Below are 19,740 nucleotides of genomic sequence, written 5' to 3' on the forward strand. Positions count from 1 at the left end.
GGTGCGTCCTGATCTCGCTCGCCCGTTGTTGACCCGGCATCCGAACCGATGTCGGAGGCCCTCACCAGAATGGGGGTATGACCAGCTGGCACGGCACGATCGGCACGCGGGAGCGACTCGCGCCCCTCGCCGACATCGCGCACGAGGCGGTCATGGCCGAGAAGCTCCTCACCCAGGCGCAGATCGTGCAGCTGCAGGTCCTCGCCCGCGCGGGCGAGCTCGCCGAGAAGCAGGCCGCTGATTCGCCCGCGCGTGTACAGGCGCACGACATGGCTCTGCGCGCGATCGCGGCCGAACTGGGCGGCGTGATGCGGCTCACCGACCGCACCGTGCAGCGCCGCATCACCCAGGCGCGCACCATCGTCGAGGACTACGCCGCCTCTCTCGAGGCCTGGCGCGCCGGGATCATCACGCGCGGCCACGTCGACCTCATCGTCGAGGCGGGCGCCGACCTCCCTGCTGACATCCGCCTCCCGTTCGAGGCCGTCGCGATCCAGCGCTGCCGTCGCGACACCCCCAACCGCGTGCGCGCCGAGATCGAGATGCTCGCGTTGCGGATGCACCCGCGCACCTTCACCGAACGACACCAGGATGCCGCGGCCCGCCGCGCCGTGCACCTCATCCCCGGGCGCGACGGCATGAGCGACCTCGTCGCGACGCTCCCCACTGTCATCGCCGAGGGGATCCACGACCGGCTCACCCGCCAGGCCCGCGCCATCATCGACACGCGGACCGAGCGCTCCAGTGAGATCGTCGACACCGACGGCCGCACCACCGACCAGGTCCGCGCCGACGTGTTCGCCGACCTCCTGCTCGCCGGCACCCCGGCCCTCGACGACACCCGCGACACCACCGCCGGCCCGCTCGGTGCGATCCGGGCCCACGTGCAGGTCGTCGTCCCCGCACTCGCGCTCGCTGGCGCCGAGGTGCCCTGCGACCTCGTCGGGCGTACGCCGATCGACGCGGCCACCGCCAGGCGCCTCGCCGGCGACACGCCCTCATGGGAGCGCCTCGTTACCGACCCCATCACCGACACGGTGCTCGCCGTCGACACCTACCGGGTGCCGCATCCGCTGCGGCGTCACCTGCGCGCCCGCGACCAGCACTGCCGATTCCCCGGATGCCGCGTCGCCGCGATCCGCTCCGAGATCGACCACACGCACGACCGCGCCCTCGGCGGGCGCACCGAGCGGTCGAACCTGGCCCACCTGTGCCAGCGGCATCATTCGATGAAGCAATTCACGGCTTGGAGGGTCCGACAACTCGGGGGTGGTGTCCTGGAATGGACCTCACCCCTCGGCAGGATCTACCGCGAAGACGCACCCACACCGGCCGTCGCCTTCACCCCTGCCACGCGGGAACCGCACACCCACGATCCGGCGCCGTTCTGAGCTTCGCCGTTCCGAGCTTTCGCGGTCGAGGGAGCGGGGCACGATTTGGAGCGGGCGTGACGGAGGCCTTATCGGGCACTGTGCAGTACGCGCGCCGAGACGGTCGACCACGCAGCGAGCTGACGGCATCTCCGTCGCCGACGCCGCGCCGCCTGCGTATGGTCAGGGCGCCTCACAGGTGCTACGAATTGAGCGAGCCTGAGCATTGGGGCAAGGGCTCCGTGGTGAACGGGGACTCGGATGGCCGCCGGCGCACTGTCACGATCGGGGACGGTCACGGTGTTCTTGATTGCTGCCGTATTGATGTGCGCCGGCGTGTGGTGCGCGCGGGCTGCCACTGCCGTCCCGTCTGGCAAAGGGATCGACTACACGTCGACCGTATACGCGTGGATCGCTGAACCAGACGTACGGGTGAGCATCGACTGGAGGGTGCAGACCTCAGGTGAAGTCGTACTGCGGGTGCGCGCAGGTGCCGATGAGGACGTCATCAGCGACGTGGCCGACATCTACGTCGCGCTGTCATGCGACGCGCGATTCGCGAATTACTCGAACGATCGCGTGGATCTGATCGCGCAGACGGGACTGGAGAGCGCTTGCGACGCGGAATCGCCAACTCCCGACGTCGCTACGGATGTCTTGCGATTCCGAACAGGCGAAGACACAAGTGCGGGTGGCGTTGCAGCCCATTTCGGCCCGACGGTCGGTCTGTGGTCCACCACGCAGGCGGGCGAACATGTCGCGAACACTCCGCAGATGTCGCTGTCGAGACCGGACTTTCCGTACGAACTCGGCATCCCGGGCAGCGAACGAATCGGTACCGCGTCGCGTCTACGCGTATCGATGGATGCCGGCCCGAAGGAGGAGATAGCGTATGTGCATCCGCAGGGGCGCACTGACGGACCGGTCGAGCGACCCGAAGATGCAGAGCCGAACTCGTTCACAGTCCAGCCGTTGCTTCAGCTCGGGGCGTCGGAGTACGGAGGGACGGTCTTTTCCCAACTGGACACCGGGGCAGCAGGTTTCGGCGCCCGGGACGGGATCTCGCCGGGGTTCGCGAGATGGGTGGATCCTGACAGCCGGGCATGGCTCCAGGGCCTGTTGCTCATGGCGGGCGTGCTGATCGGCACCGCGATCACGATCCTGGTGGAGATCGCCATCGATCGAGTCAGATCGCGGCGTTAGCACCCGCGCAACGTCGGGCCTCAGGGCAGGATGCTGTCCACGTACCCGCCGTCGACTCGCAGCGCGCCCCCGGTCGTCGCCGACGCCAGCGGCGACGCGAGGTACACGACCATGTTCGCGATCTCCTCGGGCTCGATAAGCCGGCCGATCAGCGACTGCGGACGCGCAGTGCGCATGAACTCGCGCTGCGCGGCATCCCAGTCGAGCGACCGGTCGACCATCTCGTAGACGAAGTCCTCGACGCCCTCGGTGTGCGTCGGCCCGGCGATCACGGCGTTCACCGTCACGCCCGTCCCCGCTGCAGCCTTCGCGAACCCCCGCGACACCGCGAGCAGCGCGCTCTTCGATGCGCCGTAGTGGATCATCTCCTCGGGGATGACGATCGCTGAATCGCTCGCGATGTTCAGCACGCGACCCCAGCCGCGGTCCGTCATCTCGGGCAGCACGAGCCGCGTCAGCCGCGCCGCGCTCAGCACGTTCACCTCGAAGAACCGCCGCCACTCCTCATCGCTGATCTCGAGCGCCGGCGTCGAACCGAACACGCCGAGGTTGTTGACGAGGATGTCGACGGCACCCGCGGCATCCACCAGCGCCTGCGCACCCTCGGCGGTCGTCACGTCCGCGGCGACGCCCCGCACCGCGAGCCCGCGCAGCGACTCGACGGCCTGCGACACGCGCTCGTCGTTGCGGCCGTTGATCACCACGTCCGCGCCCGCCTCGGCCAGGCGCTTCGCGATCGCGAGCCCGATGCCCTGCGTCGAGCCGGTCACCACCGCGGTCTTGCCGCTCAGGTCCAGCGTCAGTCCCTCAGACATGAATCGTCCTCTCCCGATGTCGTCGATGCTCCCAGACGAACGCGGCGCGACCCACCCCGCATTCCGACCTGCAGGATGGATGCCGCGTCCTCGCCCTCCGGGGTCCGCTGATCGGCCCCGTCCCGCCGGGGCGGTGGCACGCTGGAAGGGTGATGTCCGCACCAGGCTCGTTCGTGTCCCGCGTCCGTGCCCGCGTGCTCACCGCCCTCGCCGGCGACCCGACCGGGATGGCTCCCTACGTCCGCGCGCTCGCCGACGGCGACGACGCCGGACACTTCGCCGAGAACGGCCCCGCCTGGACCGTCCACGCCGGCATGGGAACCCTCGTCGCCGGCATTCGCGCCCTGCTCCTGCAGGCCCTCCACCCGGGCGCCCTCGCCGGCGTGCACGACTGGTCGCGCTACCGCGACGACCCGATCGGCCGCCTCACCGGCACCGTCCGCTGGGTCATCACCCTCACCTACGGCTCAACCGAACAAGCGGATGCCGAGACGGCCCGCGTCGGCCGCTTCCACCGCCGCGTGCAGGGCGAGTACGTCGCCGGCGACGGCTCCGCCCGCACCTACACCGCCGAGCAGACCGACCTCGTGCGCTGGGTGCACCTCGCCTTCACCGACGCGTTCCTGCGCAGCCACCAGGCGTACGGCGGCGCGATCCCCGGCGGACCGGACGCATACGTCGCCGACTGGGCCACCGCCGGGCGCCTCATGCGTGTGCCCGACCCGCCGACGACCGAAGCTGCCCTGCGCGCCGAGATCGACGGCTTCCTCGACCGCGGCGAGCTGCGCCGCGACGAGCGCGTCGACGACGTCGTCCGGTTCCTCAAGAAGCCGCCGTTCACCGGGATGATGGGCGTCGCCTACCGCGTGCTGTTCGCCGCAGCGGTCGCGACCTTCCCGCCGCGGATACGACGGATGCTGGGGCTGCGCCGCTCGTGGCTGCCGGTGAAGACGGCGACCCGGCTCATCCTGCGCGTGACCGAGCGGGCGCTGGGGTCCGGGCCGCGCGCGCAGGACATGGCGCGGCTGCGCCTGCGGCGGCTCGGGCTGTAGCGCCGGGGCCGCACGCGGCGTGACCACCCCCAGGGCCACGCCGCGCGGCATCCGTCAGCTCTGGATGAACGCCAGGATGTCGGGGTTCAGCGCATCCGCGTGGGTCGTCAGCATGCCGTGGGGGAGGCCCTCGTAGATCTTCAGCGTCGCGTTCTGCAGCAGCTCGGCCTGCTGCAGCGCCGCCGCCTTGTACGGCACCACCTGGTCGTCATCGCCCTGGATCACGAGCACCGGCACCGTGATCGCCGCGAGGTCCTCGCGCTGATCCGTCTCGCTGAACGCCGTGATGCCCTCGTAGTGCGCCAGCGCGCTGCCCGTCATTCCCTGCCGCCACCAGTTGTCGATCACCGGCTGCGACGGCTCGACGCCCTCGCGGTTGAACCCGTAGAACGGACCGGATGCCACGGCCTCGAAGAACTCGGCACGATTCGCCGCGAGCGCCTCACGGAACCCGTCGAACACCGACAGCGGCGTCCCCTCGGTGTTCCAGTCGGTCTGCAGCATGAGCGGCGGCACCGCGGCGACCAGCACCGCCTTCGCCACGCGACCCTGCGGCTCGCCGTACTTCGCGACGTACCGGGCGACCTGCCCACCGCCGGTCGAGTGCCCGATGTGGATCGCGTTCTGCAGGTCGAGGTGCTCGACGACCGCGCTCACGTCGCTCGCGTAGTGGTCCATGTCGTGCCCGGTGCCGATCTGCGACGACCGGCCGTGACCGCGGCGGTCACTCGCCACGACGCGGAACCCCTTGCCGAGGAAGTACAGCATCTGCGCGTCCCAGTCGTCGGACGACAGCGGCCACCCGTGGTGGAAGACGATCGGCTGGGCGTTCTTGTCGCCCCAGTCCCTGAAGTAGATCTCGGCGCCGTCGTCGGTGGTGATGAAGGGCATGGGTGTGTCTCCAGAGTCGTGAGGCGGAGTGGATGCCCCCACGCTAAGCGCGTTCCCTGCCGGCGTCGTGGCCCTCTCAGTACCCGGCTACGCCGCTGTCGTGGGGGCCACGGCGTCCACCGGCATCCGCTCACGCGCGGCGCCACCGGGACCCGTGCCGCGGTACCGCGCCAGCCTGCTCGCGGACGTCGGTGTCGACGTCTCGGCACCCGGGAGCGTCATCGTGCCGCTCCGCAGCGCGGTCTGCAGGTTGATTAGGGCGCGCTCGCCGACACTGCCCGGCACGCCGTAGCAGATGACGGTGTAGAGGCCCGGATGCGCCTCGAGGATTTGCCACTTCGTGTCGACCCAGCCGTGCTCGGGAAAGTAGTTCGGCGCGACGCCCGAGGTCAGCGGCAGCGCCTCGTGCTGCTCCCACAGGTCGCGGAAATCGTCGTCGTCGAGCAGGAGTCCGGTGATCTCCTGCCAGCGCGGATCCGACGGATTGCCGTAGTAGCGCACCCGCGACACCGAGGAGCGTGCGCCCTCCTGCCACGACGCCAGCGCACGTAGCTCGGGCGGCGCCTCGAACTGCATGAGCACCAGGTTGTTGCCGACCTCCATGTACCCCGGCGCCACCGCGCGGATGAGGTCGTTGACGACCACGATGTCCTGGTTGCGGTCGATGATGTACGCGGCCGTGTGATCCCAGTGCGTGATCAGCTGCACGAGGTCGACCGGCGGATCCTCACCGCGATGCACCTCGAACGGCGCCTCCGAATCGGGCAGCGCGAGACGCTGCAGATACGCCGTGCCGGCACGGTCGAGGCGCAGCGCGCGGGCCAGCGAGTTGCAGACCTGCAGCGACATCTGGTGTCCGCTGCCCTGCTCGAGCCGCCGGTAGTACTCGGCACTGATGCCCGCCAGCCGCGCGACCTCTTCGCGCCGCAGTCCGCGCACGCGTCGACGCGGTTCAGGAGGGATGCCGACGGCATCCGGCGTCAGACCGGCGCGACGCGCGCGGAGGAAGCTTGCGAGCGCGCTCTTGTCTGCGCTCGATCGTTCTGCAACCACCGGATCATCTTGGCACCGGGATGTTACGCGGCGTGTTACGGGTTCGGGTCGCCGACGCCAGGATCCCGCGGCCACACCACGACACAGTCGTCAAGAGCCCGCACGGACACCGCGAACGGTGTGACACTCGCCTGATGCGAACCATCGTCATCACCGGCGCCAGCGACGGGATCGGCGCCGCGGCATCCCGCCAGCTCGTCGCCAAAGGCCACCGCGTCGTCCTCGTCGGACGCTCGCCCGAGAAGACGCGCGCCGTCGCCGACGAGCTCGGGATGCCGCACCACCTCGCCGACTTCGCGGACCTCGCGCAGGTGCGCCGCCTCGCTGACGAACTGCTCACGGCCTACCCGCGCATCGACGTGCTCGCGAACAACGCCGGCGGCATCTTCGGACCCCGAAAGCTCACCACCGACGGGTTCGAGCAGACGTTCCAGGTCAACCACCTCGGGCCGTTCCTGCTGACGAATCTGCTGCACGAGCGGCTGGTCGAGAGTGAGGCATCCGTCATCCAGACCTCCAGCGCGGCCGCACGCATCTTCTCGCGCTTCGACATCGCCGATCTCAATGGTGCGGGCCGCTACTCCGGCCGCGTCGCCTACGGCAACGCGAAGCTCGCGAACGTGCTCTTCACGCGCGAACTGCAGCGCCGCTGGGGCGGCGAGGGCATCTCCGCGGCGGCGTTCCACCCGGGCGTCGTCGCGACCGGGTTCGCCGGCAACACCACCGGGCCGTTTCGCTGGATGTACCACAACCCCCTCGCGAAGTGGCTGCTCACGACGACCGACGAGGGCGGCAAGCGGCTCGTGTTCCTCGCCGACGGCACCCCCGGCACCGACTGGCTGCCCGGCGCCTACTACGAGAACGACCGCGTCACGAAGACACACAAGCTCGGCACCGACGAGCGACTCGCGCGCGAGCTGTGGGACCGCAGCGCCGAGATGGTCGCGCTCGCCTGAGCCACCGGCATCCGCCCCGCTAGCCTGAGCGCGTGCCCTTCGCGCTCGCGCTCACCATCGTCCTCGCACTCATCGCGGTTCTCCAGATCGCCCTCGCCCTCGGCGCCCCGCTGGGGCACTTCGCGTGGGGCGGTCAGCACCGGGTGCTGCCGGCGCGGCTGCGCATCGGCAGCCTCCTCTCGATCGTCATCTACGCACTTATCGCGGTCCTCGCGTGGGACCGCGTCCGCGCCATCGACGTCGTCCCCGACGGTGTCGCCGTGGTCGGCATGTGGGTCGTCTTCGCGTACTTCGTGCTCGGCATCCTCATGAACGCCATCTCGCGCAGCCGACCCGAGCGGTTCACGATGGTCCCCGTCACGATCGTGCTCGCGGTGCTCTCGTTCTGCATCGCGATGGGCTACGGCGAGCTCGCGATGCCCGCTGGCGAGCTCGTCTAGGTCAGACCAGCTTCTCGAACACCATCGTCGCCTGGATGCGGTCGCCGCCGCCGAAGCCGGTGCTCGTCGACGACGACGTCGAGATGGTGTGCAGCCGGTAGCCGAGCGCCGCCTGGTTGTTGATCGCGGCCTCGAGCTCGATGAGGTTGTTCGACCCGCTGCCCCACATCCGCTCCTTGAGCACCACCTGCAGCACGACGTAGCTCATGCCGGCCGGCGCCTGCCGCGGCTGCCCACCCGAGGCCGCATCGGCCTGCGCCTGCGCGATGTACCCCGAAAGCCCGGACTGCGGGGGAGGAGGCGACTGCGTCCGCTCCGTCCACGCGGTGCCGTCCCACCACCGCATCGTGCCCGAACCGTCGTCGTACCAACCCTCAGCAGCATCGCTCATGCCGTCACCGTAGCGGGGTGGATGCCGCGGCGAGAAGCCTCAAGCGGTGCCGCCGCCCATGATCCACGTGGTCAGCGCGATCGTCGTGATCAGGCCGGTGACCGCGGCCACCGCACCGAGCGAGCCACCGATGAGGGAGAGGACCTTCGACTGCTTGCGCGTCAGCGCGTAGACGCCGAGCGAGAACGCGGTCAGGCCGAGCAGCAGGCCGACCCACGGGATGAGGCCGGTCACGAACGCGGCGATCCCCACGACGAGCGCCGCGATCGACAGTCCGCCCGCCGGCGCCTTCGGCTGCGGCACACGCACCCACTTCTCGCCGTCCCACTGGCGCGGGGCGCTCTCGGGTCGAGTCGACTGCCCATCGTCTGACATGGTTCCCCCGTCCGTGTTCGGGATCACGCTACCGCGGGCTCACGCCTCGCCGAGCTCCACCGTCGTCAGCAGCTCGAGGTGCCGCCGCAGCGTCTCGGTCACGTCGACCACGTCGGAGTCGTGCGGCAGGCAACTCAACACGACTCGCCGCCCGTCACTTCGGGGTGAATGCCTCTCTCACGCGACGGACTTGTTCGGGCGCAAGGTTCCAGCGCGATCCACGCTTGTGGTCGGGGTAGTTCAGTTGAAGGAACGCATAGATCGCCTTCCCGTTGTCGTTCTGACGTAGCTCTCGGGCCAACTCTGCAGGCGTGGGAGCGTCTTTCTTCGCCGGCGCCACCACGTCGAAGCCCATTGCCCTTCTTACTGCTTCGCGCTTCTCGTCCAAGATCTTCTTCGGCACCGAGTAGACGCTTACAGCGGTCAGCAGGATGACAGCGATCAGGAGCAAGTTCACCCACACGTTCACGCTTTCGGGAAGGAGAATCTGGCTCAGGAACATGGCGAGGGCAAGCCCGGCTATCCCGCAGAGGCTGTCGAATACGTATCTCATTCGGTCTGGACGCGAATCAGACGCAGCCACGAACTCGACCAGGAAGACCCGGCGTCGCTCCTCCGCATGTTGTTTCTCCCAGAAGACCGTCGCGTCTTGGCGGATCCGGGACCAACGTTCATAACGAGCGAACGCGGCTCCCGAACGAACCGCCTGCGCAAGTGCCGTCAGGACAGTTGCAGCAGCGGCCACCGCGCCCGCGATGTTCGCGATGATCACCCAGTCCCAAGTCCCCAAATCTCCCCAGTTCATGGCCGGATGTTAGGACCGATTGACCTCGGACGCCAGGGCGCCTTGAGGCAAGGAGCCGGACGCTGCAGACAGCGGGCTCACGCCTCGCCGAGCTCCACCGTCGTCAGCAGCTCGAGGTGCCGGCGCAGCGTCTCGGTCACGTCGACCGCGTCGGCGTCGTGCATCCACTGCAGCTGCGCGCCGTCCCACACCGCGAGGGTCGACGTCGCCGCGAACTCGGGTTCGATGCCCGGGCGCAGCAGCCCGGCATCCGCCATCTCGCGGAACGCGGCGGTGAACTCGCCGCGCACCCGCGCGTAGCGCTCGCGGAAGTACTCGTTCGACGGATGCTCCGGCGTCGCCGACTCCGCGGCCAGCAGCGTGTACAGCTCGACGATGCCGGGGATCTTCTCGTTCGCCCGCGCGAGCCGCAGGAACGCCGCGGGAGTGTCGGCTGGGCCCGCGGCCGGCTCGGGCGCAGCATCCCCGAGACTGCGGGTGTCGCGGTCCTCGAGCACCCGCTGCAGCAGCACGCTCTTGTTCGCGAAGTGATGCAGGATCGTCGACGCATCGATGCCGACCCGATCGCCGATCTCCTTGAGCGACCCTGCGCGATAACCGTGCGTCGCGAACACCTCGCCGGCGGCGTCGAGGATCTCCCGCTGCCGCGCCGCCGTCTTCGCGTACGGGCCGCGCTTGGTCGAAGTCGCCATGCCTCCAGTCTACCTGCGAAAGTGCAACGTGCGTTGGAATTTGCGTTACCGTGGACGCACACGACTCACGGGAGAGCACATGGCGACGTCGGCATCCGCACCCATCCGCTGGATCAGCACCACCCAGCACCAGCCCTGGCAGGAGCTCGACGCGCCTGCGCTCGGCGAGGTGCGCAGCATGCCGTCGGTGTTCCTGCAGACCGACGACCCGCAGCAGACGATCGAGGGCTTCGGCGCCTCGTTCAACGAGCTCGGCTGGACCTCGCTCGCCCACCTCACCGACGACGACCGCGACGCCGTCCTGCGCGAGCTCTTCGAACCCGGCACCGGCCTGAACCTCACCAGATGCAGGATGCCGGTGGGCGCCAACGACTTCTCCACCGACTGGTACAGCTACGACGAGACGCCGGGCGACCTCGCGCTCGCCGACTTCTCGATTGCGCACGACCACGAGGCGCTCGTCCCGTTCATCCGAGCCGCGCAGCGCCACCAGCCGGCGCTGACGCTGTGGGCCTCGCCGTGGAGCCCACCGACGTGGATGAAGGCGAACGGACACTACGCGGGCGCGAGGGCGAACCTGCTGAACCCCGACATCGACAACGGCATCCGCGACGACCAGCTCGGCGCCGAGGGCACTGACATGATGCGCGTGGACGACGACACGCTCGCCGCGTACGCCGCCTACTTCGGGCGGTTCGTCGACGCGTATGTCGAGCTCGGAATCCCGATCACGATGGTCATGCCGCAGAACGAGTTCAACTCGGCGCAAGTGTTCCCGAGCTGCACGTGGACGCCTGAGGGGCTCGCCGCCTTCGTCCGACACCTCGGACCCGAGATGGCCGCGCGCGACGTCGCGGTGTTCCTCGGCACGCTCGAACGCGCCGACGACGGCCTCGTCGAGCGGGTGCTCGCGGACGACACGGCGGTGGGCTACATCAGCGGGATCGGCGCGCAGTGGGCGGGCAAGGGCGCGGTGCCGTACCTGCACCGCCACCACCCCGAGCTGACCATCTACCAGACCGAGCAGGAGTGCGGCGACGGCCGCAACGACTGGCGCCTCGCGCGGCACGCGTGGTCGCTCATGCGCCACTTCCTGCTGCACGGCGCCACCGCCTACATGTACTGGAACATGTCACTGCTGCGCGGCGGCGTCAGCCGGTGGGGCTGGGCGCAGAACTCGCTGGTGACCGTCGACGCCGAGTCGCGCTCGTACGAGTTCAACCACGAGCTGTACGTGCTCAAGCACGTGTCGCACCTCGTGGCCGCGGGGGCGCGCCGCATCCCGACCATCAGCTACACCGGCCACGAGAACCAGCTCGCCTTCCGCAATCCCGACGGCAGCCTCGTCATCGTCGTGCAGAACGACCTCGGGGAGGAGTCGACGATGTCATTCTTCATCGACGGTCGGGCGCTCGAGGTGACCCTGCCGGCGGACTCGCTGAACACGCTCGTCGTGCCGGCCTGAGGGGCGCGTTCGACGCGGGGGCGATGTCGGAGGCCCTCGCAAGAATAGGAGCATGACCAGCACCGGACTCGCCGACATCGAGGAGCATCTCGCGCTCCTCGCCGGCGTCGTCCACGACGCGGTCAGCGTCGAGCGGCTGCTGTCGCACTTCGAGGTCGTGCGGGTGAAGGTCCTCGCGCGAGCCGGCGCGCTGGCCGAGGCGAACGGCCCGGGCGGACGCGTGCTCGAGCATGACATGGCGCTCCGAGCGATCGCGGCCGAGCTCGGAGGAGCGGTGCAGACGTCCGACCGCGCGATGCAGCGCCGCATCGGCGAGGCCCGCACGATCGTCGAGGACTATCCGGCCGCGCTGAAGGCCTGGGAACTCGGCCGCATCACGCGGGGTCACGTCCGCGTGATCGTGGATGCCGGGGCGAACCTCCCGGCCGACGTGCGCCCCGCCTTCGAGGCGGTGGCGGTCGAGCGGTGCCGTCACGACACGCCGAACAGGGTGCGCGCGGAGGTCGAGATCCTCGCGCAGCAGATGCACCCGCGCTCCTTCACCGAACGACACCAGGATGCCGCTGCCGGCCGCGCCGTGCGCATCGTGCCCGGCCGCGACGGGATGAGCGACCTCGTCGCGACGCTGCCCACGGTTCTCGCCGAAGGCATCCACGACCGGCTGACGCGGCAGGCGCGCGCCATCGTCGACACCAGCGGTGAGCGGTCGGGCTCCGAGGTCGTCGCGACCGACGAGCGGACCACCGACCAGGTGCGCGCCGACGTGCTGGCAGACCTGCTGCTCGCGGGAACGCCGGCGCTCGACGACACACGTGACACGTCCGCCGGTCCGCTCGGCGCGATCCGGGCGCGGGCGCAGGTCGTGGTGCCCGCGCTCGCGTTCGCGGGCCACGGCGTGCCGTGCGACCTCGTCGGGCGCTCGCCGATCGACGCCGACACGGCGCGTCGCCTCGCCGGTGACACGCCGTCGTGGGAGCGGCTGGTCACCGACCCCGTGACCGGGACGGTCCTCGCGACCGACACCTACCGGGTGCCGCTCGCGCTGCGCCGGCACCTGCAGGCGCGCGATCAGCACTGCAGGTTCCCCGGATGCCGCCTTGCCGCCATCCGCTGCGAGGTCGATCACACGCGCGATCACGCCCTCGGCGGGCCGACTGAGGTCGGGAACCTGGCCCACTTGTGTCAACGGCACCATTCGATGAAGCAGTTCACCGCGTGGAGGGTCCGACAACTCGGGGGTGGTGTCCTGGAATGGACCTCACCCCTCGGCAGGACGTACCGCGAAGACGCACCGACCCCGGCCGTCGCGTTCACCCCCGCCGAGCGACCGCCCGTCGCCGGATCGAGCACCGCGGCGGGGGAGCCCGCGCCGTTCTGACGAGCCGGAGGCCGGCGATGATCGTCGCCGCCTGCCAGACTGGCCGGATGCCCGGCTTCCACCACGTCGAACTCTGGGTCGTCGACCTCACCGAGGCCCGCGCGCAGTGGGGCTGGTTGCTCGGCGAGATCGGCTTCGTCCGCGGGAGCACCTGGGCCGAAGGCGAGTCCTGGGCTGCCGGTGGCGCCTACCTCACCCTCACGACATCGCCCACACTCTCGACGACCGTGCACGACCGACGCGCCCCCGGCGTCAACCACCTCGCATTCACCGCCGGCGCCCGCGCGCACGTCGACGCCATCATGGCCGCTGCGCCGGGCCACGGCTGGCGACCGCTCTACCACGACCGCTACCCGCACGCCGGCGGACCCGACCACTACGCCGGCTGGCTCGAGAACACCGCCGGCGTCAAAGCCGAGATCGTCGCCGACGAGGCATCCGCCACATCCTGACCGCCGCACTGCCAGGATGGTCCGGTGGCCGAAGCCCTGAACGCCCTCCAGAACCACCCCGGCGACCTCGAGTATCCCGTCCGATCGCGACGCCGCTACACCCAGCAGCTCGACGCGCGGCGCAAAGCCGACCCGATCGAGATGCGTCGACGCGCCATCCCCGTCACCCTCATCGCCGCGCCGTTCGGCATCGCCGCCTTCATTGCCGCGACAGCCCTCGACGTCGACGAGTTCGGCCTGCAGCTCTTCGCCTTCCTCATCGGCATGTGCTTCGGCCTGCTCATCGCGTCGATCGTCATGGCCGTGCGGGATGCCTCCGCCCCCCGCCGCGCACAGCTCGCCTATCTCGCCGCGGCCGGCACCACCCCGCTCACGCCGCGCCAGCAGCAGATCCTCGCGCTCGACGCCGCCAGCGACGTCGCCGTCCGCGGCTGGAACTCCTCGCTCGCCTTCACGCCGACGTACGCCGAGCTCCCGCAGGACATCCGCGCGAAGGCGCGCGACGGCGAGGAGCGCTGGCCGTGGTTCGCCCTGCCGATGACGCCGCTCAAGCAGCTGCGCGGCGCCCTCGACGAGCAATTCAAGATCGTGTCGAAGGCCGACGCCGAGATGCTCGTCGCCGACACCCTCACCCTCGGCCTCAACTCGCAGCGCTTCGCCGAGGTCATGCACAGCGATGGCGCCGAGCACATGATGTCGCGCGTCGCCGCGCTCACGGGCGTCCCGGTCTTCGACATCCAGGACCTCGCTCGCGGCACCGACGAGCGACCGGCGCGCCTGCTGCTGGCCGCCGACATCGAGCGCGGCGTCGGCGGCATCCGCTACGCCTACGTCAGCGGCTACCTCACCGCCGACGAGACCTGGGCCCTCCTCGAGCCGCTCGCCGACAAGGCCTTCGCCACCTACGGCAGCTGGGACGAGTACTGGCGCGAGGTCATGATCGCGACCGCGTTCCGGACCGACTCGCTCGACGCCGTGCAGCGCCAGCGCGATGCGCTCGCCGAGCTCCGCACCGCACGGTGGCCGGCGGCATCCGCGGAATGGCCGGTCACTGCGCGTACTGCGGCGGACCCGGCATGAACGTCACGACCGACCTCGCCGAGATCGACCTCGACACCGTCCACCGCTGGCTCTCCGAAGACGCGTACTGGGCGCTCGGCCGCAGCCGCGACGTCGTCGAACGCGCGGCACAGGGCTCGCTCAACTTCGGCGCGCTCGACGACGACGGCAGCCTCGTCGGCTACGCGCGCGTCGTCACCGACCAGGCGACCTTCGCGTGGCTCTGCGACGTCTACGTCTCGCCCGAGGCGCGCGGCAGGGGAGTCGGCCAGGCGCTCGCGGGCGCCGTCGTCGAGTCGCTCGAGCCGTTGCACCTGAAGCGCATCCTCCTCGCGACGCAGGACGCGCACGGCCTCTACGAGAAGTTCGGCTTCACGCGCTACCCGACGCCCGAACTGCTCATGCAGCGCAGCTGACGCTCAGTCCAACGCCGCAGGCGTGTCGCGCGGGTACGTGCCGCCCGCCAGCTTCACGAGGTGCGCGTGCGCGTACTCGCAGATCAGCGCGTGCCGGTAGACCATCTGCGGCACGTCGACGTTCGAGTCCATCCAGAGGCTCAGCGCCCCCACCTTCCACGCGCGGAACGTGTCGTCGCCGGTGATCGTCGTCAGGATCTCGAGGAACGAGTCGTCGAACTTCATCGAGTGCACCGCTCGGCGGTACTCCTCGACCGTGAGCGCGATCGAGAACGGGATGTTCATGAGACACAACGCCGTCTGGATGTCGAGACGGATCACCCGACGGACGTGCCGCTCGGCATCCAGACGCGGGATGTCGAGCTGCTGGAAGTCGAGTTCCTCGCGCTGCGTCACCCTCACCTTGTCGAGCGCGATCAGCACGTCGTACACGTTCACGTCGTGCTCGACGACCGCCGAGTCGCCCAGTCCCGACAGCGCCGTCGGCCGCAGCGTCACCGGCGCGATGTCGACCGGCGTGTTCCGGATGATGAAGTTCACGAGGTTCGTCTCGATGACGAAATGGCGGATCAGCAGGTCCACCGCACTCGGCGACACGAAGTGCCGCAGGAACCAGACGCAGAGCGCGTCCATGACGGGCAGCGGCATCCACCGGAACGGCAGTACCCGCTTCACGACCGACACGACCCCCACCACGACCCGCGAGAACACCCGCGCGACCGGGTACAACCACCGGCGCGACAGCCGCCGCTGATCGTTGATGATCTGCCGCACCACCGCCCGGTCGAGCGGCACCGACGGGTCGGCGTAGATCGCCTCCCACATGCTCGGGTCGCTCTTCACGAACTCCGGCACGACCGGCAGTGGTGGCCGCTTCGCCATCAGCGATCCAGCTCTTCGAGCTGCAGCGCGTACAGCCGCGCGACGACCTGCGCGCACCGGACGATCTCGTCGGCGTCCTCGTCGGTGATGATCCCCGACGTGAGGATCGCCTCGAGGTCGCCGGTGTGGTTGCCGTCGGCGACCTCGTGGTACCGCATGAAGTTCACCTGGTTGTCGGCGAGGCCCAGCACCTCCTGGAACCGCTTCGCCCAGCCCGCCGCGCGCTGCGCGCCCAGCCCTTCGATGATGAACATCGCCCCCAGCAGCCCGGTCGGGTTCGGCCGGTCGGCGTACGTGAACATGTACCCCGACAGTGCCTCGGACCCGAGGTTCTTGCGGCCCGCGCGCAGCTCCGGCAGCGTGCCCCCGATCGCCACGTAGTCGCGCTCGAGCATCAGGTAGTCCCGGTGCTCCTCCTCGGCGTGCTTGATCGCGGCGGCCCGCAGGTCGAAGTGGGCGATGTCGAAGTTGGATGCCGCCCGCGAGATCCACGGCGACCCGTCCACCACCTGCTGCCGCAGGTTGAACAGCAGCCGCTCGTAGTCGTGCAGGGTGACGGTGCCGGCATCCAATCGCTGCAGGACCGGGATGCGGGAGAGGTGATCCTCGAGCTCGTCCCACACCGCGGCGAGGCGGTCGGCGAGCGAGTCGACGGCGAGGGTGTCGGTCATGACGGTGCTCCTTGCTCCGGGGCGGGCGGGGTCTGCGGGGCGACGACGGTCAGATGGGCGAATGCGAACGAGAACCGGCCCGACTCGGGCACGGCGAGGAGGATCGTCTCGCCGGGGGAGAAGCGCCCCGTGCGGAACGCCTCCTCGAGGGCGATGAAGATGCTCGCGGCGCCCGTGTTGCCGCGGGTCTCGAGGTTGGAGAACCAGCGGTCGGTGTCGAGCGTCGGCACGCGCTTGCGCAGTCCGTCGAACGCGAGATCGCGGAACGCGTTGGTGCTGTAGTGGCAGACGACGTGGTCGAGGTGGCTGACGTCGACGAGACCGATGTCGACGAGCTCCTCGAATTGCGCGAGGCCGGCGCCGGCGAGGTCGTCGAGCATGCTGACGTCCTGCCGCAGCAGGAACATCCCGGCGGCGGCAGCGTCGCCCACCGGCAGGTCCTGCCAGGTCGAGCCGACGACCGGCTCCGGGCCGTCCATGCCCGCACGCATGCAGACGTCGTGCTCGTGCGCGAGCGACACGTGCCGCACCCAATCCACGCGCAGCGAGATGCGGGTCGGATGCGGCTGGAACTCGACGACGACCGCACCGGCCCCGTCCGACAGCATCCACCGCAGGAAGTGCGAGTCCATGCCGGCGCGGATGCCGTCGTACCGCCGCTGGCGGAGGCTCCGGCTCGCGAGCTCCGAGCCGACCACCGCGGCTCGCGGATGGTCGCCGAGTTTGATCTTGGCCACCGCGGCATCCAGTGCGGCAAGGCTCGACGCGCAGACGCCCGACGCCGACAGCAACTGCATCGGCCCGCCGCCGAGGCGCCCGTGCACCATCGAGGCGAACCCCGGCACGAGCACGTCGCCGATCGTCGTCGCCGTCGCGAGCATCTTCAGGTCGCCGGCGTCGATGCCGCGGTCGTCGAGCGCCGCGGTGAGCGCCTTCACGGCGAGCTGTTCGTTGAGCTCGGTCGGCTCGCCCTGCTCGTCGAGCGCATAGTGGCGCTGCCGGATGCCGTTCGCGTCGAGGACGCGGCGACGGATGCGGGCGGTCACCGCATCGTCGCCGCCGAGGCGGCTCACGATGCCGTCGTTGTCGACGGGGTCGCCGGGCAGGTAGCTGCCGAAGCCGGTGAGGTACGCAGACGCCGTCGTGCCCATGGGCTCGACCCTAGAGGGTCGGCGCGAACGGGCCGGGTCCTGTCCCCAGGGGGTCAGCGTTCGACGTCGCGACCCTCCGCGATCCACGCGCCCGTGCCGCCCTCGACGTTCGTCGTCTCGAGTCCCTGGTGCTCGAGGAACGCTGCCGCCTTCGCGCTGCGGACGCCCGCCTGGCAGATGAGGTGCAGGTCGTCGAGCCCCCGCAGCTCGTCGACGTGGTCGGGCACCGCCATCAGGGGGATGTTGCGTGCGCCGGGCACGTGGCCCGACGCGAACTCGTCGGGCTCGCGTACGTCGATGAGGTTGGCGGGGGATGCCTCGGCCAGCTGCGCCGTCGTGATGGAGTGCATACGTCGATGCTCGCAGATCGCACGGCCGAAGGGACGGCGCAGGCGTTCGTTACGCTCGCCGTATGCCTTTCCGTTCCGCCCTCCGTGCCCTGAACGACCCGACCTCGATCACCCACGGCGTGGTGTCGTCCGGCGTCGTCGCCGCGCTCACCCTGATCGACCCGCGCCGGCTCACCGTCGGGCAGCGCGCCGTCTACCGGCTGGCGAACGCAGGGCTCGCCGCCTGGTTCGTCGGCATCGGGTTCCGTGGCGCCGACCCGAGCGGTGCCGTCCCACCGATGGGACGCGCCGCTCTCGTCGCAGGCACCGCCGGTGCGACCCTCGGGTTCGCCGAAGCGGGCGAAGCGGTGGATGCCCGAGTCCACGACGCGATCGCGCGGACCGGCGCCCGGCATCCCCGCCGCTGGCTGGCAGCCGGAGCAGCCGTGTTCGCCCTCGGCTCGTGGTGGCTGAGCCGTGCCCTCGAGACTCCGGAGGACACCCCCGAGGCGCAGCAGGTCGCCGTTGACCTGCCCGAGGACGTCCGCGCCCTCGCCGCGCACCTCCTCACCGCAACCGACGACTTCGGCGCGCCGGAATTGCGAGCCCAGCTCGCCGATGCACAGCGACTCGTCTTCGACGACAGCGACGGCGAGTTCTGGCCCGACGCGCAGCTCGAGGTCCCCGATGAGCTGCCGCGGGCCGTGCCGGCGCACGCGACCTTCCCGGTCGCCGGTCGCTTCCACGCGTTCGGCGACCTCAGCTTCGACGTCCGACTGATGGTCGTGAACGGCGCGCTCACGAGCGTCGTCGTCGACGAGGGTGCCGACTGGACGCCCGACCAGCGCGACGCCTGGTACGAATCCGGTCACGACCTCGGCGAGCTCGGAGACTGGCCGGTGCCCGGCGACCTCGAGCTGCTCATCGAATCGCCGACGGGGCTGCGCGCGATCGGCGCGTGAGGGAATGTTCCGGCGCCCCCGGGCGCTGGAACCACCCATGACGAACAACACGAAGCCTGCACAGTCGTCCGGCACCTTCCGCATCGGCGGAGACCTCGAGGTCAACCGCCTCGGCTACGGCACCATGCAGCTCACCGGCCCTGGCGTCTGGGGTCCGCCGAAGGACCACGATGAGGCCATCCGCGTCCTCCGGCGCAACGTCGAGCTCGGCGTGAATTTCTTCGACACCGCAGAGTCCTACGGCCCGTACGTCGCCGAGGAGCTCCTCAAGGAGGCGCTGCACCCGTACGCCGACGATGTCATCATCGCGACGAAGTCCGGCCTCACCCGCACCGGCCCGAACGTGTGGCCCCCGCTCGGACGCCCCGAGTTCCTGCGCCAGGGCGCGGAGATGAGCCTCCGGCGCCTCGGCCTCGAGCGCATCGACCTGTTCCAGCTGCACCGCATCGACCCGAAGGTCCCGCTCGAGGACCAGGTCGGCGAGCTGAAGGCGCTGCAGGACGAGGGCAAGATCCGCCACATCGGCCTGTCCGAGGTCTCGATCGACGAGGTCAGGGCCGCACAGGAGATCGCCGAGATCGTCACGGTGCAGAACCTCTACAACCTGCAGCACCGCGACGCCGAGGCCCTCCTCGACTGGTCGGAGGAGCAGGGCATCGGCTTCATCCCGTGGTTCCCGCTGGCCACCGGCGGCCTCACCGGCCCCGATTCGCCCCTCACGGACATCGCTGAGCGCAAGCACGCGACCCCCGCGCAGGTCGCCCTCGCGTGGCTGCTGAAGCGCTCGCCGGTCATGCTCCCGATCCCCGGCACCTCGAGCGTCGCGCACCTCGAGGACAACCTGCAGGGCGCCGTCATCGAATTGACCGACGAGGAGTTCACGGAGCTCTCGAAGCTCGGCAGCTGACCCCCTCGCGTCACCCGCCCGCCCT

General features: G+C 70.0%; 23 protein-coding genes. 12 read left to right on the forward strand and 11 right to left on the reverse strand.

The features are described 5' to 3' along the window. Positions 1–77: 77 nt before the first annotated feature. Both KZX17_RS09310 and KZX17_RS09315 read left to right on the forward strand, forming a co-directional pair. Positions 78–1,391: an HNH endonuclease signature motif containing protein gene (locus tag KZX17_RS09310; RefSeq protein ID WP_248172392.1), complete on the forward strand. Its 1,314-nt coding sequence runs from the start codon at positions 78–80 to the stop codon at positions 1,389–1,391. 240 nt (positions 1,392–1,631) lie between these two features. Next, positions 1,632–2,573 (forward strand): hypothetical protein, encoded by a 942-nt coding sequence (locus tag KZX17_RS09315; RefSeq protein ID WP_248172394.1) that lies wholly within the window; start codon positions 1,632–1,634, stop codon positions 2,571–2,573. A gap of 20 nt (positions 2,574–2,593) precedes the next feature. Here KZX17_RS09315 and KZX17_RS09320 read toward each other — a convergent pair whose 3' ends face one another. Further along, a complete protein-coding gene (locus KZX17_RS09320; RefSeq protein ID WP_248174773.1) occupies positions 2,594–3,376 on the reverse strand; it encodes an SDR family NAD(P)-dependent oxidoreductase in 783 nt (260 codons plus the stop codon). A gap of 164 nt (positions 3,377–3,540) precedes the next feature. Here KZX17_RS09320 and KZX17_RS09325 point away from each other — a divergent pair, with 164 nt between their 5' ends. Further along, positions 3,541–4,440 (forward strand): oxygenase MpaB family protein, encoded by a 900-nt coding sequence (locus KZX17_RS09325; protein ID WP_248174775.1) that lies wholly within the window; start codon positions 3,541–3,543, stop codon positions 4,438–4,440. Between the two features lie 54 nt (positions 4,441–4,494). Here the strand turns inward: KZX17_RS09325 and KZX17_RS09330 are convergent, their stop codons facing one another. Further along, entirely contained in the window at positions 4,495–5,331 is an 837-nt protein-coding gene (locus KZX17_RS09330; RefSeq protein ID WP_248172395.1) for an alpha/beta fold hydrolase, read from the reverse strand. Positions 5,332–5,418: 87 nt separating this feature from the next. Beyond that, the gene (locus tag KZX17_RS09335; protein ID WP_248172397.1) at positions 5,419–6,384 is read right to left on the reverse strand and encodes a helix-turn-helix domain-containing protein; all 966 of its coding nucleotides are present in this window, start codon (positions 6,382–6,384) and stop codon (positions 5,419–5,421) included. A gap of 134 nt (positions 6,385–6,518) precedes the next feature. Here KZX17_RS09335 and KZX17_RS09340 point away from each other — a divergent pair, with 134 nt between their 5' ends. Both KZX17_RS09340 and KZX17_RS09345 read left to right on the forward strand, forming a co-directional pair. Then, positions 6,519–7,340, forward strand: a complete 822-nt coding sequence (locus KZX17_RS09340; protein ID WP_248172399.1) for an SDR family NAD(P)-dependent oxidoreductase — start codon at positions 6,519–6,521, stop codon at positions 7,338–7,340. A 32-nt stretch (positions 7,341–7,372) separates the two neighbouring features. Further along, on the forward strand, positions 7,373–7,780 hold the full coding sequence (locus tag KZX17_RS09345) for a hypothetical protein (protein ID WP_248172401.1): 408 nt from the start codon (positions 7,373–7,375) through the stop codon (positions 7,778–7,780). 1 nt (position 7,781) lies between these two features. On the opposite strand, the gene KZX17_RS09350 is transcribed toward KZX17_RS09345, so the two are convergent. The 4 genes from KZX17_RS09350 to KZX17_RS09365 form a co-directional block, all read right to left on the reverse strand. After that, on the reverse strand, positions 7,782–8,171 hold the full coding sequence (locus KZX17_RS09350; RefSeq protein ID WP_248172403.1) for a DUF2510 domain-containing protein: 390 nt from the start codon (positions 8,169–8,171) through the stop codon (positions 7,782–7,784). A 39-nt stretch (positions 8,172–8,210) separates the two neighbouring features. Continuing rightward, a complete protein-coding gene (locus KZX17_RS09355) occupies positions 8,211–8,546 on the reverse strand; it encodes a hypothetical protein (RefSeq protein WP_248172405.1) in 336 nt (111 codons plus the stop codon). Between the two features lie 154 nt (positions 8,547–8,700). Continuing rightward, on the reverse strand, positions 8,701–9,351 hold the full coding sequence (locus KZX17_RS09360; RefSeq protein WP_248172407.1) for a hypothetical protein: 651 nt from the start codon (positions 9,349–9,351) through the stop codon (positions 8,701–8,703). Positions 9,352–9,428: 77 nt separating this feature from the next. Continuing rightward, complete coding sequence (locus tag KZX17_RS09365) at positions 9,429–10,043, reverse strand: TetR/AcrR family transcriptional regulator (RefSeq protein ID WP_248172409.1); 615 nt, start codon at positions 10,041–10,043, stop codon at positions 9,429–9,431. A gap of 79 nt (positions 10,044–10,122) precedes the next feature. Here KZX17_RS09365 and KZX17_RS09370 point away from each other — a divergent pair, with 79 nt between their 5' ends. From KZX17_RS09370 to KZX17_RS09390, 5 genes are read left to right on the forward strand one after another with little or no spacing between them, the layout of a single operon-like run. Next, positions 10,123–11,508 (forward strand): glycoside hydrolase family 30 beta sandwich domain-containing protein, encoded by a 1,386-nt coding sequence (locus tag KZX17_RS09370; RefSeq protein WP_248172411.1) that lies wholly within the window; start codon positions 10,123–10,125, stop codon positions 11,506–11,508. Between the two features lie 52 nt (positions 11,509–11,560). After that, positions 11,561–12,886, forward strand: a complete 1,326-nt coding sequence (locus KZX17_RS09375) for an HNH endonuclease signature motif containing protein (RefSeq protein ID WP_248172413.1) — start codon at positions 11,561–11,563, stop codon at positions 12,884–12,886. A gap of 47 nt (positions 12,887–12,933) precedes the next feature. Then, entirely contained in the window at positions 12,934–13,338 is a 405-nt protein-coding gene (locus tag KZX17_RS09380; RefSeq protein WP_248172415.1) for a VOC family protein, read from the forward strand. A gap of 24 nt (positions 13,339–13,362) precedes the next feature. Next, complete coding sequence (locus KZX17_RS09385; RefSeq protein ID WP_248172417.1) at positions 13,363–14,418, forward strand: DUF1266 domain-containing protein; 1,056 nt, start codon at positions 13,363–13,365, stop codon at positions 14,416–14,418. Then, on the forward strand, positions 14,415–14,813 hold the full coding sequence (locus KZX17_RS09390) for a GNAT family N-acetyltransferase (RefSeq protein WP_248172419.1): 399 nt from the start codon (positions 14,415–14,417) through the stop codon (positions 14,811–14,813). The genes KZX17_RS09385 and KZX17_RS09390 overlap by 4 nt, the downstream gene beginning before the upstream one ends. 3 nt (positions 14,814–14,816) lie before the next feature. On the opposite strand, the gene KZX17_RS09395 is transcribed toward KZX17_RS09390, so the two are convergent. From KZX17_RS09395 to KZX17_RS09410, 4 genes are read right to left on the reverse strand one after another with little or no spacing between them, the layout of a single operon-like run. Continuing rightward, positions 14,817–15,695: a hypothetical protein gene (locus tag KZX17_RS09395; RefSeq protein WP_248172421.1), complete on the reverse strand. Its 879-nt coding sequence runs from the start codon at positions 15,693–15,695 to the stop codon at positions 14,817–14,819. Further along, positions 15,695–16,366, reverse strand: coding sequence for an iron-containing redox enzyme family protein (locus tag KZX17_RS09400; RefSeq protein ID WP_248172423.1), 672 nt, complete (start codon positions 16,364–16,366; stop codon positions 15,695–15,697). Before KZX17_RS09400 ends, KZX17_RS09395 begins: the two co-directional genes overlap by 1 nt. Beyond that, positions 16,363–17,517 carry a 3-oxoacyl-[acyl-carrier-protein] synthase III C-terminal domain-containing protein gene (locus KZX17_RS09405; protein WP_248172425.1) on the reverse strand — a complete coding sequence of 385 codons (1,155 nt, stop codon included), beginning with the start codon at positions 17,515–17,517 and terminating at the stop codon, positions 16,363–16,365. Before KZX17_RS09405 ends, KZX17_RS09400 begins: the two co-directional genes overlap by 4 nt. Before the next feature lie 53 nt (positions 17,518–17,570). Continuing rightward, positions 17,571–17,867: a rhodanese-like domain-containing protein gene (locus KZX17_RS09410; RefSeq protein ID WP_248172427.1), complete on the reverse strand. Its 297-nt coding sequence runs from the start codon at positions 17,865–17,867 to the stop codon at positions 17,571–17,573. Between the two features lie 62 nt (positions 17,868–17,929). On the opposite strand from KZX17_RS09410, the gene KZX17_RS09415 reads away from it, so the two are divergent. Next, the gene (locus tag KZX17_RS09415; protein ID WP_248172429.1) at positions 17,930–18,808 is read left to right on the forward strand and encodes a hypothetical protein; all 879 of its coding nucleotides are present in this window, start codon (positions 17,930–17,932) and stop codon (positions 18,806–18,808) included. A gap of 37 nt (positions 18,809–18,845) precedes the next feature. Further along, a complete protein-coding gene (locus KZX17_RS09420; protein WP_248172431.1) occupies positions 18,846–19,715 on the forward strand; it encodes an aldo/keto reductase in 870 nt (289 codons plus the stop codon). Positions 19,716–19,740 lie beyond the last annotated feature (25 nt).

It is taken from the genome of Microbacterium sp. EYE_78, from assembly GCF_023149035.1.
Lineage (GTDB): Bacteria > Actinomycetota > Actinomycetes > Actinomycetales > Microbacteriaceae > Microbacterium.

What these genes read in the sequence shown, in the direction of transcription:
- KZX17_RS09310 (WP_248172392.1), top strand. Translation starts at nt 78, where the DNA reads ATGACCAGCTGGCACGGCACGATCGGCACGCGGGAGCGACTCGCGCCC.
- KZX17_RS09315 (WP_248172394.1), top strand. Translation starts at nt 1,632, where the DNA reads ATGGCCGCCGGCGCACTGTCACGATCGGGGACGGTCACGGTGTTCTTG.
- KZX17_RS09325 (WP_248174775.1), top strand. Translation starts at nt 3,541, where the DNA reads ATGTCCGCACCAGGCTCGTTCGTGTCCCGCGTCCGTGCCCGCGTGCTC.
- KZX17_RS09330 (WP_248172395.1), bottom strand. Translation starts at nt 5,331, where the DNA reads ATGCCCTTCATCACCACCGACGACGGCGCCGAGATCTACTTCAGGGAC.
- KZX17_RS09340 (WP_248172399.1), top strand. Translation starts at nt 6,519, where the DNA reads ATGCGAACCATCGTCATCACCGGCGCCAGCGACGGGATCGGCGCCGCG.
- KZX17_RS09350 (WP_248172403.1), bottom strand. Translation starts at nt 8,171, where the DNA reads ATGAGCGATGCTGCTGAGGGTTGGTACGACGACGGTTCGGGCACGATG.
- KZX17_RS09355 (WP_248172405.1), bottom strand. Translation starts at nt 8,546, where the DNA reads ATGTCAGACGATGGGCAGTCGACTCGACCCGAGAGCGCCCCGCGCCAG.
- KZX17_RS09360 (WP_248172407.1), bottom strand. Translation starts at nt 9,351, where the DNA reads ATGAACTGGGGAGATTTGGGGACTTGGGACTGGGTGATCATCGCGAAC.
- KZX17_RS09365 (WP_248172409.1), bottom strand. Translation starts at nt 10,043, where the DNA reads ATGGCGACTTCGACCAAGCGCGGCCCGTACGCGAAGACGGCGGCGCGG.
- KZX17_RS09370 (WP_248172411.1), top strand. Translation starts at nt 10,123, where the DNA reads ATGGCGACGTCGGCATCCGCACCCATCCGCTGGATCAGCACCACCCAG.
- KZX17_RS09375 (WP_248172413.1), top strand. Translation starts at nt 11,561, where the DNA reads ATGACCAGCACCGGACTCGCCGACATCGAGGAGCATCTCGCGCTCCTC.
- KZX17_RS09380 (WP_248172415.1), top strand. Translation starts at nt 12,934, where the DNA reads ATGCCCGGCTTCCACCACGTCGAACTCTGGGTCGTCGACCTCACCGAG.
- KZX17_RS09390 (WP_248172419.1), top strand. Translation starts at nt 14,415, where the DNA reads ATGAACGTCACGACCGACCTCGCCGAGATCGACCTCGACACCGTCCAC.
- KZX17_RS09395 (WP_248172421.1), bottom strand. Translation starts at nt 15,695, where the DNA reads ATGGCGAAGCGGCCACCACTGCCGGTCGTGCCGGAGTTCGTGAAGAGC.
- KZX17_RS09400 (WP_248172423.1), bottom strand. Translation starts at nt 16,366, where the DNA reads ATGACCGACACCCTCGCCGTCGACTCGCTCGCCGACCGCCTCGCCGCG.
- KZX17_RS09405 (WP_248172425.1), bottom strand. Translation starts at nt 17,517, where the DNA reads ATGGGCACGACGGCGTCTGCGTACCTCACCGGCTTCGGCAGCTACCTG.
- KZX17_RS09410 (WP_248172427.1), bottom strand. Translation starts at nt 17,867, where the DNA reads ATGCACTCCATCACGACGGCGCAGCTGGCCGAGGCATCCCCCGCCAAC.
- KZX17_RS09415 (WP_248172429.1), top strand. Translation starts at nt 17,930, where the DNA reads ATGCCTTTCCGTTCCGCCCTCCGTGCCCTGAACGACCCGACCTCGATC.
- KZX17_RS09420 (WP_248172431.1), top strand. Translation starts at nt 18,846, where the DNA reads ATGACGAACAACACGAAGCCTGCACAGTCGTCCGGCACCTTCCGCATC.